We start from the raw sequence: 18,410 nt of genomic DNA, 5'->3' as shown, positions 1-18,410 counted from the left end.
TTTTGGGGGAAACCATGCTTGGGACACTGAAAGCCTTTCTGCTGGGCGGCACCTTGCTGTCGACAACGACTGCCTTCGCCGCGCAACCGGTCGCGACCGCTGCTGCGGCGCCCGTCATCACCGCGGTTCCGGCCGCCGACAGCACGACGAACGCTCCGGCGGTGTCCGCCGACATCATCGTCACCGGCCGCGGCGCGACCCGCCAGGTGCAGGAGATCTCGCAGCGGGACATCGCCATTCTCGCCCCCGGCACGAGCGCGCTCAAGGCATTGTCAAAGCTGCCGAGTGTCAACTTTCAATCGGCCGATCCGTTCGGTGCCTATGAATGGTCCGAGCGGATCACGGTGCGCGGATTCGACCAAAGCCGACTGGGCTTCACGCTCGACGGCATCCCCCTGGGCAATCAGAATTACGGCAACAACAACGGTCTTCACTTGAGCCGCGCGCTGAGTCCCGAGAATGTCTCGATCACCCGCCTGACCCAGGGCGCGGGTGCGCTCGGGACGCAAGCAACCAACAATCTCGGCGGCACCATCGAGGTCTTCTCGCGTGATCCGTCGACCAGCTTCGGGGTCGAAGCCGACGGCTCCTACGGCAATCATTCGACCAAGCGCGGCTTCGTGCGAGTCGATACTGGCGGCAACACCGCGCGCGCCTATCTCTCGTACGGCTATCTTGACCTCGACAAATGGAAGGGCTTCGGCCGCCAGTATCAGCACCAGGTCAATGCCAAAGGCGTCGTCGACGTCGGCGCGGCCAAGCTGACCGGCTTCTTCAACTTCTCCGATCGGCACGAGCAGGATTACCAGGATCTCAGCCTCGACCAGATCCGCCGGCTCGGCCGTCGGCTCGACAATGTCGCAAACAACTTCCCGCTTGCCGTGCTGCTCGCAGACATTGGCGCCAATCGCGGGGAGACGGGCGCGCCCATGCTCAATCCGGCAGCGGGCACGGTCTATCCCGCGCCCTATGGTGCGGGCGGCACGGTCGACGATTCTTATTATGATGCGTCCGGACTGCGCCGGGACTATCTCGGCTCGCTTGGCGTCGAGGCGCCGCTCGGCGAGCATGTGAAAGCCGAGATCAAGGGCTATTACCACGACAATCATGGCCAGGGGACATGGTTTACCCCGTACGTCCCATCGCCGACCGGCGTGCCGATCTCAGTCCGGACCACTGAATATGATATTAAGCGCAAGGGCGTGTTCGGCGACATCAAGGCCGAACTCGGCTGGAGCGACCTGACCGTCGGCGCGTGGTACGAGCGCAACGATTTCCATCAGGCGCGGCGCTTCTACGCACTCACCAATCGCACGGTCGCCAGCCGTTCGGCGCTCGATTTCCAGAAGGATCCCTTCTTCACCCAGTGGGAATTCCAATACACCACCGACATCCTGCAATATTATGTCCAAGACCGGATCAAGGCAGGCGACCTGACCATCGACCTTGGCTGGAAGGGATTCGAGGTCAAGAATAAGGCTGATCCGGTCATTCAGGCCGGGCGTGCCGCGGGCTCGATCAAGGCAACCGACTGGTTCCAGCCGAGCGTCGGGGTCAACTACAAAGTGACCCCCGAAGCGGAAGTCTACGCCAGCTTCAGCCAGTCGACCGAAGCCTTCGTCGCCGCTTTCACTGCCGGCCCCTTTTCGACAACACAGGCCGGCTTCGACGCGATCAAGGGCAAGCTTCGCCCCGAGGCATCCGACACCTATGAAATTGGTGTGCGGTTCAAGAGTGGCGGGCTGAGCGCGTCGCTCGGCGCTTATCGCGTCGACTTCCGCAATCGGCTGCTCGGCATCACCACCGGCGCCGGGATCGTCGGCAATCCGGTTGTGCTCCAGAACGTCGGCGGGGTGCGATCGAAGGGTATCGAAGCGGCAGCGAGCTATCGCTTGGGCAATGGCTTCAACGCCTATGCGTCCTACAGCTACAACGACGCTACCTATCGGGACGATGTCATCATTCCGCCCGCCGTCGTCGGCGGCCTTGCGACCGTGGTCCCGCTTCGGGGCAAGACCGCGGTCGACGCGCCGAGGCATCTCGCCAAGGCTGAAATCGGCTATGACCGGGGCGCGTTCTTCGGCCGGGTCGGAGTCGACTATCTGAGCAGGCGTTTCTTCACCTACACCAACGACCAGTCGGTGCCAGGGAGGGCACTGGTCGATGCGGCGGTCGGCTATCGCTTCATCTTCGCCGGGCTGCGCAAGGCCGAGATCCAGCTCAACGCCAGCAATTTATTCGACAAGAAATATATATCCACGATTGGCTCGAACGGGTTCGGCAACAAGGGAGATAACCAGACCCTGCTGGCTGGCGCGCCGACCCAGGTCATGGCCTCGCTCAAGCTTGGCTTCTAGGCTTCGCGCGCCGGAGGATCGAAATCCTTCGGCGCGCCGTCACACCGTTGACGCCCATTCGTCATACCTGTTGCTCGCGCGACGCGCAGGAGGTCGCCACCATGGGGCAGCGGGGGCGAACCATGACCAAACCCAGCAGGGAATCGCGGAGGCGCGTGATCGTCAGCGCTGCTTCAAGCGGCTCAAACGCTGGCAGCGTGGGGCTCTCGCTCCTCGGCTGTTCGGGATCTGTCGGGTCCGTCAGTCGCTCAGCTTCGTAAGCGCCGAGCCTTTGTGGGCGGCGATATGGTCGGTTTTGCTGCTCTTTATCTCATATTGCGGCGACTCTGGCTTCGCGCGGTGAGTGTGGCCTTTATAGTCGAAGTCGCTGGTATGAATCTTGATGATCGTGCCGCTGACGTGCCCGGCCTCGGAGTTCCACCCGACCCGTTGGCCGACCTTGAAACGCTCAGACATTTGCGTTCTCCCAATGGGCGTTGTCTGCCGGTCATGTTCAAGCGGAACCAAACACCCCATCTATAACGCATGAAGTCACTCGATTCCCTGCTGACAGAGATTCGCGTGTGCCGAGCTTGTGCCGACGTGCTCCCGCTCGGCCCGCGGCCGATTGTCCAGCTATCGCCGACGGCGCGCATCTTGATCGCGAGCCAAGCGCCGGGGACCAAAGTCCATGATAGCGGCATCCCTTTTTCCGATGCATCGGGAGATCGCCTGCGCGAGTGGATGCGGGTGTCAGCGGAAGAATTCTACGATGAGCGCAGGATCGCGATTGTGCCGATGGGGTTGTGCTATCCCGGACGCCTGCCAGGCAGCGGCGACGCGCCCCCTCGTCCCGAATGTGCGCCGCTCTGGCGCGACCGGCTGCTGGCGCACGTGCCCGACGTGCGGTTGACGTTGCTGGTCGGTAGCTATGCTCAGGCCGACGCGCTTGGGCCGGGCAAGATGACCGAGCGGGTGATGGGCTTTCGCGATTATCTGCCAGCGATTTTTCCACTGCCGCATCCATCGTGGCGCTCGCGACATTGGGCCGCAAGGAATCCGTGGTTCGGCGCGGACGTGTTGCCGGTACTGCGCGACGCGGTTCGGCGGGCGCTCGCATGAGGCCGAGCGCGCGCCTTCCGGTCTACACGGTTGGCCATTCGACGCGGAGCATCGGCGAGTTCGTTGCGCTTTTGAAGGTGGGGAGGGTGGAAATCGTCGTCGATATCCGCAGCACGCCGCGATCGCGGACTAATCCTCAGTTCAACCTCGATGCTTTGCCCGAAGCTCTCGCCGGCGGGCAGGTCAGCCATACGCGGATCGAGGAACTCGGGGGGCGGCGAAACAAATCGAAGACCGTACCACCCGAGGTCAACGGCTTTTGGATCAACCAGAGCTTCCACAACTACGCGGATTACGCGCTGTCCGACGAGTTTCGTTTCGGCCTCTCGCGCTTGACCGAATTGAGCCTTGGGCGGCGGTGCGCAATCATGTGTTCGGAAGCGGTCTGGTGGCGCTGCCATCGGCGGTTCGTCGCCGATTACCTCCTTCATGATGGAAGGGATGTCTTCCACTTGATGGGAGCCGCGCGGGTCGACGTCGCTAAGATGAACATAGCGGCGCACACGGAAGGCGCCTCTCTCGTATATCCCGCACTCGAAGCGGCTCAATTACAGATCGGGTAAGTAGTCGTAAAATTTAACCTGCATTCGGGAGGCCGATTTCCCTGACCGTTCATCGCGCGAGCGCTTCCCGAGCACCCGCCGCGCAAGCGCATCATGACGGCAGCAGCTTAACCACGTCAATCTTGTTAGGCGTTTACGAGCGACAGGCAAAGGTCTGCGATGGGAAGAAAAGCTAGCGCGACGCGAGCGATTGGTCCGCACGTACTGGTACCGGTCGCAACGCGGCGGCCCAATCTTTGTTAATTGCCAGGGCGGCGAGCGTGCACAGCGCTCCCGATAAAAGGTAGGCACCGACCGACCACAGGCCAAACCGGCTTGCGAGAAATAGCGCCACCAAGGGTGCGAACCCGGCACCAAGGAACCATGCCGAATTCGCGACGATCGCCGCGCCAGTATAGCGGCGATAGGTCGGGAAATTGCCGTTGACCGCGCCCGACGACTGTCCAAAGGCGAGCCCAAGCAGGGCGAAGCCAGCGATCATATAGATTGTTTCGCCGATGCCGCCGGCGCCCAGCAGTTGCGGCGCGAATCCGCTATAAACCGCGATCAGTGCCGCCGACACGCCGAGCACCGAGCGGCGCCCGACGCGGTCGGCAATCAGCCCTGAGACGAGGATCGCGATGATGAACACCACCGACCCGACCAGTTCGATGATCAGAAAGCGCAGCGGTGGCTCCCCACTCAACAGCGTTACCCACGACAGCGGGAACACGGTGACGAGGTGGAATAGCGCGAAGCTGGCCAGCGGGGCGAAGGCGCCGAGCAGGATCGTGCGCCATTCGACTCGCAGTGTCTCGAATGCCGGCGCCGGCTGCAGCTCGCGGCTTTCGAACAAGCGCTCGAATTCGGGCGTGGCGACAAGGCGCAGACGGGCAAACAGCGCGACGACATTGATCGCGAAGGCAACGAAGAAAGGATAGCGCCAGCCCCACGACAGGAAATCCTCTGGTGACAGCATCGCGACGAAGAAAGCGAACAGCGCAAGCGCCACCATCAGTCCCAGCGGCGCACCGAGTTGGGGTATCATCGAATACCAGCCGCGCCTTTCGGGCGGAGCGTTCAGGGACAAAAGCGTCGGCAGCCCGTCCCAGGCACCGCCGAGCGCGACCCCCTGACCGATGCGGAACAGCGCCAGCAACCAGATCGAGGCAGCGCCAATTTCGGCATAGCCAGGCAAGAAGGCGAGCGCCATGGTCGATCCGCCAAGCAGAAAGAGCGCGATGGTCAGCTTGACCCCGCGGCCATGCTCGCGGTCCATCCACATGAACAGCAGGGTCCCGAACGGCCGCGCGATGAAGGCCAGCGCGAACAGGCCGAATGAGTATAAGGTGCCGGTCAGCGGATCGGTGAACGGGAACATCAGCTTCGGGAAAACCAGCACCGAGGCGAGCGCGTAGACAAAGAAGTCGAAGAATTCGCTCGTCCGCCCGACGATCACGCCAATTGCGATGTCGCCGGGACGGATCTCGTGATCACGTGCGCTGACCAGCCGCGCATCGCGCTCAAGTTCGGTGGAATTGGCCGCATTGGTCATAAAGCCGGGGTTCCGCTAATGCTCCGTGGACCCTATGGACCCATTCACGCGCTAAGCACAGAGGACAAAATGTCCAATGGGAATCCCCATCCGCGGGCGCAAAAGGGACGTCGAAATGAACCGACTAGTGCCCGTCCATCGCAAGCTCGCCAGGGTATTGCCACTGTTTGCCGTCCCCATGCTGGCGGGATGCAATATGGTTGTGCTGAACCCTGCCGGCGATATCGCGCTGCAGCAGCGCAACATCATCTATATTTCGACCGCGCTGATGCTGGTGATCGTTATCCCGGTGCTGGTGCTGATCATTTTGTTCGCATGGCGGTATCGAAGCGGCAACGACGCCACCTACGATCCCGAGTTCGATCATTCGACCAGCCTCGAGCTGGTCATCTGGTCAGCGCCGCTCTTGATCATCATTGCGCTTGGCGGGCTGACCTGGTGGAGCACCCACAAGCTCGATCCATTTCGCCCGCTCGAACGGATTTCAGCCGGACGTCCGGTCGATCCTACGGTCAAGCCGCTCCATATCCAGGTCGTATCGCTCGATTGGAAATGGCTGTTCATCTATCCCGAGCAGGGAATCGCCACGGTCAACGAGCTGGCGCTTCCGGTCGATCGCCCGGTGCGCTTTGACCTTACCTCGACCAACATGATGAACACCTTTTACGCGCCGACGCTTGCGGGAATGATTTACACGATGCCCGGCATGCGCAGCACCATGCACGCGGTCCTCAACAAGCCCGGAAATTACGAGGGGTTCTCAGGCAATTATAGTGGTGCCGGCTTTTCGGACATGCGCTTCCGCCTGCGTGGCTTGCCGGCAGCTGACTTCGAGCGCTGGGCGGCGGGGGTCAAGAGCGGCAGAGTGCCGCTCAATACGTCAAATTACCGCATCCTTGTCCGCCCTAGCGAAAAGGTCGCGCCGATTCATTTTGGCACGGTCGACCCCGACTTGTTCCGCCGCATCCTCGAACGATGTGTCGAGCCAGGAACATCGTGCATGAGCGACGTCATGCGTCACGACCAAGCCGCAGGCGCGCCAGGTAGTATGCTTCGGGGACATGGCTCGATGCCCCAAAATGGCAAAGCCAAGGGCGCGATCTTCAAGTCGCCCGAGGAGAAAGGTACGGGTCCCAATGTTACCAAACCTGGCGGCCCGCCGCCTGGACAGAACGCACCGGGCGACAAGCGCAACCGCGACATGTCGATGATCAATCCCCTTGCCGTGCCGGGCGATCCCGACACGGCGCGCGGCTAGAGCCGCCGGAGCCCCAATGTTCGATCCCGCCCTTCTCAAGACGATCTTCGGCCGACTCACCTTCGAGTCGTTTCCGGTTCACGAGCCGATCCTGGCGATCACCTTCGCGGTGGTGGTGCTGCTCGGCGGTGGAGTCGTCGCCGCCGTGACCCGCTACAAGCTGTGGGGCTGGCTGTGGCGAGAGTGGTTCACGACTGTCGATCACAAGAAGATCGGCATCATGTACATCATTCTTGGCGTCATCATGCTGGTGCGAGGATTTGCCGACGCGCTGATGATGCGCGCGCAGCAGGCGATGGCGTTCGGCGCCAACGAGGGTTATCTCAACGCCCACCATTACGACCAGTTGTTCACCGCCCACGGAACGATCATGATCTTCTTCGTGGCGATCCCGCTGATCGTTGGCTTGGTCAATTTTGTCATGCCGCTTCAAATCGGCGCGCGCGACGTGGCTTTCCCCTATCTTAATAATCTGAGCTTCTGGCTGACCGTGGCCGGGGCGCTGTTGGTGATGGTGTCGCTGTTCGTCGGCGAGTTCGCGCGCACCGGCTGGCTGGGCTACGTCCCCGTCGGCAATCTTCAGAACAGTCCCGATACCGGGGTCGATTATTACCTCTGGGCGCTCGAAATCGCCGGTGTGGGAACGACGCTGTCGGCGATCAACATGGTCACCACCATCATCAAGATGCGCGCTCCGGGCATGACGATGATGAAGATGCCGGTGTTCTGCTGGACCGCACTGTGCAGCAACGTCCTGGCCATCGCGATCTTTCCAGCGCTGACCGGCGCCTTCCTGATGCTCCTCCTCGACCGTTACATCGGCACGAATTTCTTCACCAACGACCTTGGTGGCAACCCGATGATGTACTGGAACCTGGTCTGGGTTTGGGGCCATCCGGAGGTCTATGTGCTGGTCCTGCCGGTGTTCGGAATATATTCCGAGGTGACCTCGACGTTCTCGGGTAAACGGTTGTTTGGCTATTCATCGATGGTCTACGCGACCGTCGTCATCACGATCCTGTCCTATCTCGTCTGGCTCCACCATTTCTTCACGATGGGGTCGGGGGCCAGCGTCAACAGCTTTTTCGGAATCGCAACGATGGTCATCGCGATCCCGACCGGGGCCAAGATTTTCAACTGGCTGTTCACGATGTACCGCGGGAAAATCCGCTTCGAATTGCCGATGCGCTGGGTCGTCGCGTTCCTGCTGACATTCACGGTCGGCGGGATGACCGGAGTGCTGTTGGCAGTCCCGCCGGCGGATTTCGTGCTCCACAACTCGCTGTTCCTAGTCGCCCACTTCCACAATGTGATCATTGGCGGGGTGGTGTTCGGCTTGTTCGCCGGGATCGATTACTGGTTCCCCAAGGCGTTCGGATTCAAGCTCGACCGCTTTTGGGGCAATGTCCATTTCTGGGGCTGGACGGTCGGTTACTGGGTCGCGTGGACGCCAATCTATATCGTCGGCTTGATGGGGGCGACCCGTCGCGTCCATCACTTCGACGATCCGGCAATGCAGCCCTTTTTCATCATTGCCGCGATTGGCGCGGTCATCATCCTTGTCGGGATCCTCGGCTTCGTGATGTCGATCGTCGTCGGCATCATTCGCCGCGACCAATTGCGCGACACCACCGGCGATCCGTGGAACGGTCGGACGCTCGAGTGGTCGACCAGCTCGCCGCCGCCGGCCTACAACTTCGCCTTCACGCCCGTGGTCCACGAACTCGACAGCTGGTACGACATGAAACGCCGCGGCTACGAGCGGCCGGCGGATGGCTATCGCCCGATCCACATGCCGCGCAACACCGGCGCGGGAGTGATCATCAGTTTCCTCGCGCTCGTCATGGGGTTCGGCATGGTGTGGTACATGTGGTGGCTCGCCGCGCTCGGTTTCGCGGGGATCGTGGTGCTTACGATCGGTCACAGCTTCAACCGGGATCGAGACTATTTCATCCCGGCCGATGAGGTCGAGCGGATCGAGACGGCACGAACCACGCGGCTTACGGGAGCGGGGGCATGAGCGACGTCACCGCAACCGGCCCCGTGACCGTGCCGCTGCCCGCGCGGCATTTCCACCACGCCCCGGGCGCGGAGCATGTTCACGAACCCGGCGAAGCAACGCTGCTTGGATTCTGGATCTACCTGATGAGTGATGCGCTCATCTTCGCTTCGCTGTTCGCAACGTTCGGGGTGCTGAGGCAAAACTATGCCGGTGGCCCTGCGCCAAGGGATATATTCGACCTGTCGCTTGTGGCGCTTAATACCGCGCTGCTGCTGATCTCGTCGATCACCTTCGGCTTCTCGATGCTGGCGATGGACCAGAACAAGGTCCGCGCGACCCAGGCTTGGCTGGTCGTCACCGCGCTGTTCGGTGCCAGCTTCGTCGCAATCGAGCTATATGAGTTCGGCCACCTTATCGCCGAAGGCGCGACGCCGCAGCGGTCGGCATTTCTGTCAGCCTTCTTCACTTTGGTCGGCACCCACGGCGCTCACGTCACCGTTGGGCTGGTGTGGATCGCAGTGATGCTCGTTCAGGTCGGGAAGCGCGGGCTGACCGGCGAAAACAAGCGCCGACTGATGTGCCTCAGCCTGTTCTGGCATTTCCTCGACGTCATCTGGATCGGTGTCTTCACCTTTGTATACCTGCTGGGGATGATCCGATGAGCTCGCCAGACGTTACCCATGGCACCGCACCCGCGCATAGTCACGGCTCGCGCAAGACCTATTTGATCGGTTTCGCGCTGTCGGCAATCCTGACTGCGGTTCCATTCTGGCTGGTGATGACCGGCGCCCTGAGTGCGCAGGCGACGGGCTTCGCGGTCATCGCCCTCGCAGTCGCGCAGATTCTGGTCCACACCACCTGCTTCCTGCATGTCAATCGCCGCGCCGAAGGCGGCTGGACGATGATTGCCCTGCTTTTTACTGCAGTCATTTTGTTGATCACGATCTCCGGGTCGCTGTGGATTATGTACCATCTCGATGCGAACATGATGCCGATGAATGCCGGCGGGGATGGCGAACTTCGGTGACCAGCCGCGGGTCAGGGCGCGTTTTGTTTTCGCCCTCCCGCTGCGCGTTGCCCTGACGTCCACTGCGCTCGGATGGTGGCAGTTCCGGCGGCGATTGTGGAAGCTGGCGATGATTGCACAGGTTGAACAGCGGCTAACTAATGGTCGCGGTCGCGCGTCGATCCGCCGCTAAACGGGATCCCGTATCGCATTTTTGCTTGCGTAAATGGAGCAAATTGCTGCATCTGCAACCAGATGCGGGGTCCCATGGACGCCGCCTTCACACATGCGCGCGATTCGCGGGAGACGGGACGATCATGCACGGCTTGCCGCCTGCCCAAGGACTGTACGACCCCGCCAACGAGCGGGACGCCTGCGGCATGGGCTTCATCGCTCATGTCAAAGGCGTCAAGTCGGCGGACATCGTGGCTGACGGGCTCAAGATCCTGGGCGCGCTGGTCCATCGCGGCGGGGTGGCGGCCGATCCCGAGGTCGGCGACGGCGCGGGGATCCTCATCCAGCTGCCCGATGCCCTGTTCCGCGACTGGGCGGCGGGGGCTTCGCTCAACCTGCCCGAGCCCGGCGATTATGCCGTCGCGATGTGCTTTTTGCCGCGCGACGAAGCGGCGTCGGCCGTGGCGATGGACCGGCTCGAGCATTTCATCCAGCTGGAAGGCCAGCGCATCGTCGGCTGGCGCGAGGTGCCGGTCGACCTCGATGCGATCGGCACTTCGGCCAAGGCGTCGATGCCGGTGATCCGCCAGGCGGTGATCGCGCGCGGGCCGTCGGTCCGCGACCAGGACGCGTTCGAGCGCAAATTGCTGTCGATCCGCAAGCAGACCCAGAATCCGCTGGCCGACCTTGCCCAGCGCAAGGCGCTGCCCGCGCTGAGGGATTTCTACATCGCGTCGATGTCGAGCCGCACCCTGGTCTACAAGGGAATGCTCCAGCCGGCGCAGATCGCGCATTTCTACAAGGATCTGTTGAACCCGCTGACGGTGTCGGCACTGGCGCTGGTCCATCAGCGTTTTTCGACGAACACCTTCCCGTCATGGCGGCTGGCGCACCCCTATCGGCTGATCGCGCACAATGGCGAGATCAACACGGTGCGCGGCAACGTCAACTGGATGAACGCGCGCCGCCGGACGATGGAATCGGCCCTGCTCGGCGCCGACCTCGACAAGATGTGGCCGATCATTCCGCATGGCCAGTCGGACACGGCGTGCCTCGACAATGCGCTCGAGCTGCTGATCGCGGGCGGATATTCGCTGGCGCATGCAATGATGCTGCTGATCCCCGAGGCATGGGCCGGCAATGCCGCGATGGATCCGGCGCGACGGGCATTTTACGAATATCATGCCGCGCTGATGGAGCCGTGGGACGGACCGGCGGCGGTGGCCTTCACCGACGGGCGGCAGATCGGCGGCACGCTCGATCGCAACGGGCTTCGTCCGGCGCGCTATCTGGTGACCGACGACGACCGGGTGATCATGGCCTCGGAAAGCGGCGTCCTGCCGATTGCCGAAGAAAAAATCGTCAAGAAGCACCGGCTCCAGCCGGGACGGATGCTGCTGATCGACCTGGAGCAGGGACGGATCATCGAGGATGAAGAAATCAAGGCCCAGCTGGCGGCCGCCCAGCCTTATGCCGAGTGGCTTCGCGAAACCCAATTCCGGGTCGAGGAATTGCCCGCCGGCGCCGAGCCGCAGGTTACGCCGCGGGCCGAACTGACCCAGCTGCAGAAGATCTTCGGCTACACCGCCGAGGATCTGAAATTCTTCCTGGCGCCGATGGCGCGCGATGGCGACGATCCGCTGGGGTCGATGGGGACCGATACGCCGCTGGCGGTACTGTCGGACCGGCCGCGGATGCTGTATGATTATTTCAAGCAGAACTTCGCGCAGGTGACCAATCCGCCGATCGACCCGATCCGCGAAAGCCTGGTGATGAGCCTGGTGTCGATGGTCGGGCCAAGGCCCAATCTGCTCGGGCTGGAAGCGGGCAATCACAAACGGCTGGAAGTGAGCCAGCCGATCCTGACCAACGTCGAAGTCGAGAAGATCCGGTCGATCAGGGACAGCCTCGACGGGGCGTTCAGCACGGTCACGCTCGATGCGACCTGGCCGGCCGGGGGCAATGGCGAAGGGCTTGAGGCGGCGTTGCAGCGGCTTTGCTGGGAAGCGACCGAGGCCGTGCTGGCCGACGTCAATCTCATCATCATTTCGGACCGCGCGGCGAGCGTCGAGCGGGCGCCGATCCCGGCCGCGCTGGCGGTTGGGGCGGTTCATCACCAGCTGATCCGTCAGGGCCTGAGGATGCAAGCCGGGCTAGTGGTTGAGACCGGCGAAGCGCGCGAAGTCCATCACATGTGCGTGCTTGGCGGCTATGGCGCCGAGGCGATCAATCCGTGGCTGGCGTTCGATACGATCGATGCGCTGGATCAATCGGGCAAGGGACAGGAAAAATACATCAAGAGCCTGGGCAAAGGGATGCTCAAGGTGATGTCCAAGATGGGCATTTCGACCTTCCAATCCTATTGCGGGGCGCAGATTTTCGACGCGATCGGGATCGGGCAGAAGGTCATCGACCGCTATTTCACCGGGACCAAATCACCGATCGGCGGGATTGAACTGGCCGAGCTTGCCGAGGAATCGGCGCGGCGCCATCGCTTTGCGACCGGCCCCGACGAGGAACTCGACCTAGGCGGAATCTATGCCCAGCGCGAGGGCGGCGAAGCGCATGCCTGGACCTTGTCGAGCATCGCCAACCTGCAGCATGCGGTGCGCGGCAATGTGCCCGCGAAATTCCGTGCCTTTTCGGCCGAAATCGACGCCGGCGACCCGCGCCTGCCGACGATCCGCAGCCTGTTCACGCTGAAGCCGGCGGGCCCGGCGATCGACGTGTCCGAGGTCGAGGCAGCGGCGTCGATCGTGCGTCGCTTCGCCACCGGGGCGATGAGCTTTGGGTCGATCAGCCGCGAGGCGCATACCACGCTGGCCAAGGCGATGAACCGCATCGGCGGGAAGTCGAATACCGGCGAGGGCGGCGAGGAAGCGGCGCGCGCCATCCGGCTGGCCGATGGCGACAGCGAGCGATCGTCGATCAAGCAGATCGCCTCGGGTCGTTTCGGGGTGACGACCGACTATCTGGTCGAGGCCGACGAATTGCAGATCAAGATCGCGCAAGGAGCCAAGCCCGGCGAGGGTGGCCAGCTTCCGGGGCACAAGGTCGATGCCGCCATCGCCGCAGTGCGCCACTCGACGCCCGGCGTAGGGCTGATCTCGCCCCCGCCGCATCACGACATTTACTCGATCGAGGATCTGGCGCAGCTGATCCACGACCTGGGTTCGGTCAACCCGACGGCGCGGATTTCGGTCAAGCTGGTGTCCGAAACCGGGGTCGGGACGGTCGCGGCGGGGGTTGCCAAGTGCAGCGCCAACCACATTACCATCTCGGGCTATGAAGGCGGGACTGGGGCGTCGCCGCTGACATCGCTGACCCATGCCGGGCTGCCATGGGAAGTGGGGCTGGCCGAAACCCACCAGACGCTGCTGCTCAACGGACTGCGCGGACGGATCACGGTGCAGGCCGATGGCGGACTGAGGACCGGGCGCGACGTGCTGATCGCGGCGCTGCTGGGCGCCGATGAATATGGCTTTGCGACCGCGCCGTTGATTGCGGCTGGCTGCATCATGATGCGCAAATGCCATTTGAACACCTGCCCGGTGGGGATTGCGACGCAGGATCCGGTGCTTCGCGCGCGCTTCACCGGAGCGCCCGAGCATGTCGTCAACTATCTGTTCTTCGTCGCCGAGGAATTGCGCGAACTGCTGGCCTCGCTTGGGCTGCGCTCAATTGGTGAAGCGGTCGGGCGCGCCGACCTGATCAGTGCCGCGCACAGCGATCACTGGAAGGCGCACGGGGTCATCCTCGATGCGCTGCTGTTCCAGCCACCGGGGGGATTGCCCGAGCGTGAACCGCTCGAGGCGCGGACCCCCAAGCGGATCGACGCGGCGATCATCGAGGCGCTCGGCAAGGAGGGCAAGCAGACCATCGAGCTTCGCGTCGGCAATAACGACCGCACCGTCGGCGCGGCGGCATCGGGCGAGCTGGTACGACGGATGGGGGCAAGACGCCCGGCCGACGACAGCATCACCGTGAAACTGACCGGGTCGGCGGGGCAAAGCCTCGGCGCGTTCCTGGTCGAGGGAATTACCATCGAGGTCAGTGGCGACGCCAATGACTATGCCGGCAAGGGCTTGTCGGGGGGGCGGATCGTGGTTCGCCAGCCCGAGGGCGCGCCGCGCATCGCGGCCGACAACATCATCGTCGGCAACACCTGCCTGTATGGCGCGACTGCGGGCGAAGCCTATTTCAATGGTGTCGCCGGCGAGCGGTTCGCGGTGCGTAATTCGGGCGCGACTGCGGTCGTCGAGGGGATCGGCGACCACGGCTGCGAATATATGACCGGCGGGATCGTTGTCGTGCTGGGCAAGGTCGGGCGCAATTTCGCGGCAGGCATGTCTGGCGGGATCGCGCTGGTCTATGATCCCGATGGCAGCTTCGGACAGCGCTGCAACATGGCCAGCGTCGAGCTCGGCCCGATCGAGGATGCGGGGCAGTTGAAAGCGCTGATCGAGGCGCATCATGCTCGCACCGGAAGCGCCCGCGCGGGCGACATCCTTGCCGACTGGGACCGATCGATTGGCCAGTTCAAGCTGGTCATGCCGACCGATTATCGCCGCGCGCTGGACGCGTTGTCGGCCAAGCAGGATCTTGCCGCATGACCGATCCGACCGGCTTCCTGACGATAGAGCGCAAGGACCGCACCGCGCGCCCGATCGCCGACCGCCTGACCGATTTTCGCGAATATGTCTTGCCGCTGGGCGATCAGGACGTCGCGGTGCAGGCAACGCGCTGCATGGATTGCGGCGTGCCCTTTTGCCACACGGCGTGCCCGGTCGGGAATCTGATCCCCGACTGGAACAGCCTGGTCAGCGAGGAAGACTGGCAAACGGCGAGTGAGCGGCTTCACCGCACCAATAATTTCCCCGAATTTACCGGTCGCGTCTGCCCGGCGCCGTGCGAGGCGGCGTGCACCCTCAACCTCGACGACGTGCCGGTGACGATCAAGACGATCGAATGCGCGATCGTCGACAAGGCGTGGCAGCAGGGCTGGATCCGCCCGCAGGTCGCGGCGCGGGGTACCGGCAAGCGGATCGCGGTCGTGGGATCGGGACCGGCGGGCCTCGCCTGCGCGCAGCAGCTGGCGCGGATGGGACATGCCCCGACGGTATTCGAGAAGAATGACCGGATTGGCGGACTGCTCCGTTATGGCATCCCCGACTTCAAGATGGACCGCGCGCTGATCGACCGGCGGATTGTCCAGATGGAAGCCGAGGGGGTGATCTTCCGCCCCAATATGGAAATTGGCGTGACCGTTTCAGTCGACCGGATCCTCGACGATTATGACGTGATGGTGCTCGCCGGGGGGGCGGAATGGCCGCGCGACCTCGACATCCCCAATCGCGGGGCAAGCAATATTCATTATGCGATGGATTTCCTGACCCAGTCGAACCGCCGCCAGGCAGGATTGCCGATCGAGGGCGAGGAGTTGCTGGCGACGGGCAAGCATGTCGTCGTCATCGGCGGGGGCGACACCGGGTCGGACTGCATCGGCACGTCCAACCGCCAGGGCGCGGCATCGGTCACCCAGCTGGAGATCATGCCCGAGCCGCCGCTGCGCGAGAACAAGCCGTTGGTGTGGCCGCACTGGCCGCTGAAGCTGCGCACTTCGACATCGCAGGAAGAAGGGGTCGAGCGGATGTTCTCGGTGGCGACCCGCGATGCGATTGCCGAAGGCGGGCAGGTCCGGTCGCTGCTGGTCGAGCGCGATGGCGAGCAGATCGAGATACCCGCCGACCTGGTGCTGCTGGCGATGGGGTTTTTGGGATCCCCAGCCGATGGGGTGGTCGGCAAGGCGGGGGCCGAGATCGACCGCAACTCCTATGCCACCAGCCGCGCCAGCGTGTTCGCGTGCGGTGACATGCGGCGCGGACAGTCGCTCGTGGTGTGGGCCATTCGCGAAGGACGCGAGTGTGCCAAGGCCGTTGGTGAACATTTGACTGCAACAAAAACGTCATAACATACGGGATCCCGTTGTGCGCTGCAGCAAAGTGACGCACAAGGTCGGGATTGCCTGAGTATCCGCTCGTCGAATGAAGCGGGACTCCGGCGGGGAGAGGGTCAACCAAATAGGGGACCCCGTTATGAACAAACTATCGATCGCCGCCGCATTGTTGATCGGCCTGTCAGGCGCCATTGCCGCGCCAGCCGCCGCTGCCGACCTGGGTGGGGGATTTTCCGCATCGGGCGGGGCGACCCTGGTTTCCGACTATCGATTCCGGGGGATTTCGCAGACCGACCGCCGCGCCGCAGTGCAGGGCACCTTCACGATCGGCCATTCGTCGGGCTTTTATGCCACCGTCTGGGGGAGCTCGATCGATGATTATGTCGAGAATGGATCGGACCAGGAAATTGACCTGATCGCGGGCTATTCCAAGACCTTCGGCGCGACCAAGCTCGATGGCGGCGTGCTCTATTATTATTACCCGGGGTCGGGCGGGATCAACTCGGACTTCTTCGAGCCTTACATCTCGGTGTCGCAAACCTTCGGGCCGGTGACCGCCAAGGCGACCGCCAATTATGGCTTCAAGCAACGGGCGCTGGCGCTCAACCAGGTCAGCCCGAAAGAGGACAACCTCTACCTCGCCGGCGACCTCAGCGCCGCCATTCCCAAGACCCCGGTAAGCCTGACGGCGCACCTCGGTCACACCTATGGGCCGAGCTATCTGTCGATCGGCAAGGGCTATACCGACTGGGGCGTGGGGGCGAGTGTCGCGGTCAAGAACTTCTCGGTTGGCGTGCAATATGTCGACGCCAGCAAGGACTTCATCAACCCATTCAACGGTCGCAACGAGAGCAAGGCCGGGGTCGTCGGAACAGTCGGCGTGACCTTCTAGCGATCGCCACATCGGCCACCAAATGACGCCCGTCGGGACCATCCCGGCGGGCGTTTTTCCGTGGCGTTCGAGCAGGATGTGCGGTGGGTGGAGACACGGTTGGACACGGTATCACCGGACGCTAAGTGGCCGAAAAAAAGGCCGGGCACTGCTGCCCGGCTGGATAAGGTTCAGGAGAGGATGCCTCGAAAGGCATGACTTACATCGCACTGCAGCAAAGATGTTGCAAGTGCGAATAGTTCACCGGTCCGTTGCTACAATTTCACCATGCCGGCGAGTCGGCGGAGCAAGGCGCGCGGCAGCAGCCGATGGCCCTGCGCACCTGCCTTGTTGAGCAGCCCGGGAATAACCACCGCGCGCCCGGCGTCGATACCGTCAAGCCCGGCGCGGACGACGTCTTCGGCGTTGGCTGCCAGCCGGTTGATGGCGCTACTCGGGGCGAAGCCCGCCGCCGTTCCGAATTCGGTCGCGGTCGGGCCGGGGCACAGTGCCGAGACGGTGATCCCGGTGGTCCGAAGTTCCTCATGGAGGGCTTCGGTGAACGACAGCACGAACGCCTTGGTCGCAAAATAGACCGCCATGCCGGGACCGGGCTGGAAAGCCGCGGTCGAGGCGACGTTGAGGATGCGGCCCTGCTTGCGCGCCATCATGTCGGGCAGGACGGCGTGGGCAAGCTGCGTCAGCGCGCCGCAGTTGAGGTCGATCATCGACCGCTGGCGGGGGCCGTCGAGACTGGCAAAGCGACCGCCGAGCCCGAAGCCGGCATTGTTGACCAGCAGGCTGACGGTTTCGCCGTGCGCGAGAATGTCGGCCATCAACCCCGCCACGGCGCCGGCCTCGCCCAGGTCGCAGGCCATAACGCGGGCATTGCCGAGTTCGGCGGCAAGCGCATCGAGCCGGTCCTTGCGGCGGGCGACGAGCACCAACCGATGCCCGCGCGCGCTCAGCTGGCGGGCGAATTCGACGCCGAGGCCGGCCGAGGCGCCGGTAATGAGCGCAACGGGCGCGGCCATGACGTTTCCCTGAAGTGCGAGTGCGTTAGGCGACGGTCGCCTTGACGATGAAGCCCGGCTCCCGCGGCGGCTCGCCCTTGGGCAGGGCGTCGACATGCTCCATGCCGCTTTCGACCTGGCCCCACACGGTATATTGCTTGTCGAGGAAGCTGGCGTCGTCGAAACAGATGAAGAACTGACTGTTGGCGCTGTTCGGGGCAGCGGTGCGCGCCATCGAGCAGGTGCCACGGACATGCTTAGTGGCATTGAACTCCGCCTTCAGGTCGGGCAGCGACGAGCCGCTCATGCCGGTGCCGGTGGGATCGCCACCCTGCGCCATGAAGCCGGGGATGACGCGGTGGAACTTCACCCCATCGTAAAAACCTTCGCCGGCCAGCTTGGTGATCCGCTCGACATGGCCCGGGGCGACGTCTGGAAGCAGCTTGATGACGACGTCGCCGCCGCTCGAAAGGGTGAAGGTCAGCGTGTTGGCGTCGGCCATGGGGAGTCTCCGGTTGGAAAGATTATGCGGCCATGTAGGGACGCGACCCGGGTTGCGCCAGCCGTAAGCGCGC

Annotated in this window: 15 protein-coding genes; 11 read left to right on the top strand and 4 right to left on the bottom strand. The window is 63.2% G+C overall.

What is annotated here, in order from left to right:
- Positions 1-14 precede the first annotated feature (14 nt).
- On the top strand, positions 15-2,357 hold the full coding sequence (locus U1700_RS05065) for a TonB-dependent receptor (RefSeq protein WP_332750695.1): 2,343 nt from the start codon (positions 15-17) through the stop codon (positions 2,355-2,357).
- A gap of 240 nt (positions 2,358-2,597) precedes the next feature.
- On the opposite strand, the gene U1700_RS05060 is transcribed toward U1700_RS05065, so the two are convergent.
- Positions 2,598-2,813: a DUF2945 domain-containing protein gene (locus U1700_RS05060; protein WP_332750693.1), complete on the bottom strand. Its 216-nt coding sequence runs from the start codon at positions 2,811-2,813 to the stop codon at positions 2,598-2,600.
- A 69-nt stretch (positions 2,814-2,882) separates the two neighbouring features.
- Here U1700_RS05060 and U1700_RS05055 point away from each other — a divergent pair, with 69 nt between their 5' ends.
- Positions 2,883-3,458 carry a uracil-DNA glycosylase family protein gene (locus tag U1700_RS05055; protein WP_332750691.1) on the top strand — a complete coding sequence of 192 codons (576 nt, stop codon included), beginning with the start codon at positions 2,883-2,885 and terminating at the stop codon, positions 3,456-3,458.
- Positions 3,455-4,021, top strand: coding sequence for a DUF488 domain-containing protein (locus U1700_RS05050; protein WP_332751141.1), 567 nt, complete (start codon positions 3,455-3,457; stop codon positions 4,019-4,021). The genes U1700_RS05055 and U1700_RS05050 overlap by 4 nt, the downstream gene beginning before the upstream one ends.
- Positions 4,022-4,193: 172 nt before the next feature.
- Here U1700_RS05050 and U1700_RS05045 read toward each other — a convergent pair whose 3' ends face one another.
- Positions 4,194-5,555, bottom strand: coding sequence for an MFS transporter (locus tag U1700_RS05045; protein WP_332750689.1), 1,362 nt, complete (start codon positions 5,553-5,555; stop codon positions 4,194-4,196).
- Between the two features lie 115 nt (positions 5,556-5,670).
- Between U1700_RS05045 and cyoA the strand changes: the two genes are divergently transcribed.
- From cyoA to U1700_RS05010, 8 genes are all read left to right on the top strand, one after another.
- Positions 5,671-6,813 carry a ubiquinol oxidase subunit II gene (cyoA, locus tag U1700_RS05040; RefSeq protein ID WP_332750687.1) on the top strand — a complete coding sequence of 381 codons (1,143 nt, stop codon included), beginning with the start codon at positions 5,671-5,673 and terminating at the stop codon, positions 6,811-6,813.
- Positions 6,814-6,829: 16 nt separating this feature from the next.
- Entirely contained in the window at positions 6,830-8,833 is a 2,004-nt protein-coding gene (gene cyoB / locus U1700_RS05035) for a cytochrome o ubiquinol oxidase subunit I (RefSeq protein ID WP_332750685.1), read from the top strand.
- The gene (gene cyoC / locus U1700_RS05030; protein WP_332750683.1) at positions 8,830-9,477 is read left to right on the top strand and encodes a cytochrome o ubiquinol oxidase subunit III; all 648 of its coding nucleotides are present in this window, start codon (positions 8,830-8,832) and stop codon (positions 9,475-9,477) included. The genes cyoB and cyoC overlap by 4 nt, the downstream gene beginning before the upstream one ends.
- On the top strand, positions 9,474-9,842 hold the full coding sequence (cyoD, locus tag U1700_RS05025; protein WP_332750681.1) for a cytochrome o ubiquinol oxidase subunit IV: 369 nt from the start codon (positions 9,474-9,476) through the stop codon (positions 9,840-9,842). The genes cyoC and cyoD overlap by 4 nt, the downstream gene beginning before the upstream one ends.
- Positions 9,814-10,014, top strand: coding sequence for an SURF1 family cytochrome oxidase biogenesis protein (locus U1700_RS15580; protein WP_443025877.1), 201 nt, complete (start codon positions 9,814-9,816; stop codon positions 10,012-10,014). The genes cyoD and U1700_RS15580 overlap by 29 nt, the downstream gene beginning before the upstream one ends.
- A 124-nt stretch (positions 10,015-10,138) precedes the next feature.
- On the top strand, positions 10,139-14,608 hold the full coding sequence (gltB, locus tag U1700_RS05020) for a glutamate synthase large subunit (RefSeq protein ID WP_332750679.1): 4,470 nt from the start codon (positions 10,139-10,141) through the stop codon (positions 14,606-14,608).
- Positions 14,605-15,966 (top strand): glutamate synthase subunit beta, encoded by a 1,362-nt coding sequence (locus U1700_RS05015; RefSeq protein WP_332750677.1) that lies wholly within the window; start codon positions 14,605-14,607, stop codon positions 15,964-15,966. The genes gltB and U1700_RS05015 overlap by 4 nt, the downstream gene beginning before the upstream one ends.
- 124 nt (positions 15,967-16,090) lie before the next feature.
- The gene (locus U1700_RS05010; RefSeq protein ID WP_332750675.1) at positions 16,091-16,843 is read left to right on the top strand and encodes a TorF family putative porin; all 753 of its coding nucleotides are present in this window, start codon (positions 16,091-16,093) and stop codon (positions 16,841-16,843) included.
- Positions 16,844-17,097: 254 nt separating this feature from the next.
- Here the strand turns inward: U1700_RS05010 and U1700_RS05005 are convergent, their stop codons facing one another.
- Together U1700_RS05005 and U1700_RS05000 are read right to left on the bottom strand one after the other, a co-directional pair.
- Positions 17,098-17,856: an SDR family NAD(P)-dependent oxidoreductase gene (locus U1700_RS05005; protein ID WP_332750673.1), complete on the bottom strand. Its 759-nt coding sequence runs from the start codon at positions 17,854-17,856 to the stop codon at positions 17,098-17,100.
- 25 nt (positions 17,857-17,881) lie between these two features.
- Positions 17,882-18,337, bottom strand: coding sequence for a peptidylprolyl isomerase (locus U1700_RS05000; RefSeq protein ID WP_332750671.1), 456 nt, complete (start codon positions 18,335-18,337; stop codon positions 17,882-17,884).
- Between the last annotated feature and the right edge of the window lie 73 nt (positions 18,338-18,410).

It is taken from the genome of Sphingomonas sp. RB1R13 (assembly GCF_036663775.1).
GTDB lineage: Bacteria > Pseudomonadota > Alphaproteobacteria > Sphingomonadales > Sphingomonadaceae > Sphingomicrobium.
The sequence above is the reverse complement of the archived record's forward strand: the minus strand, read 5'-3'. Positions and strand labels throughout refer to the sequence as shown.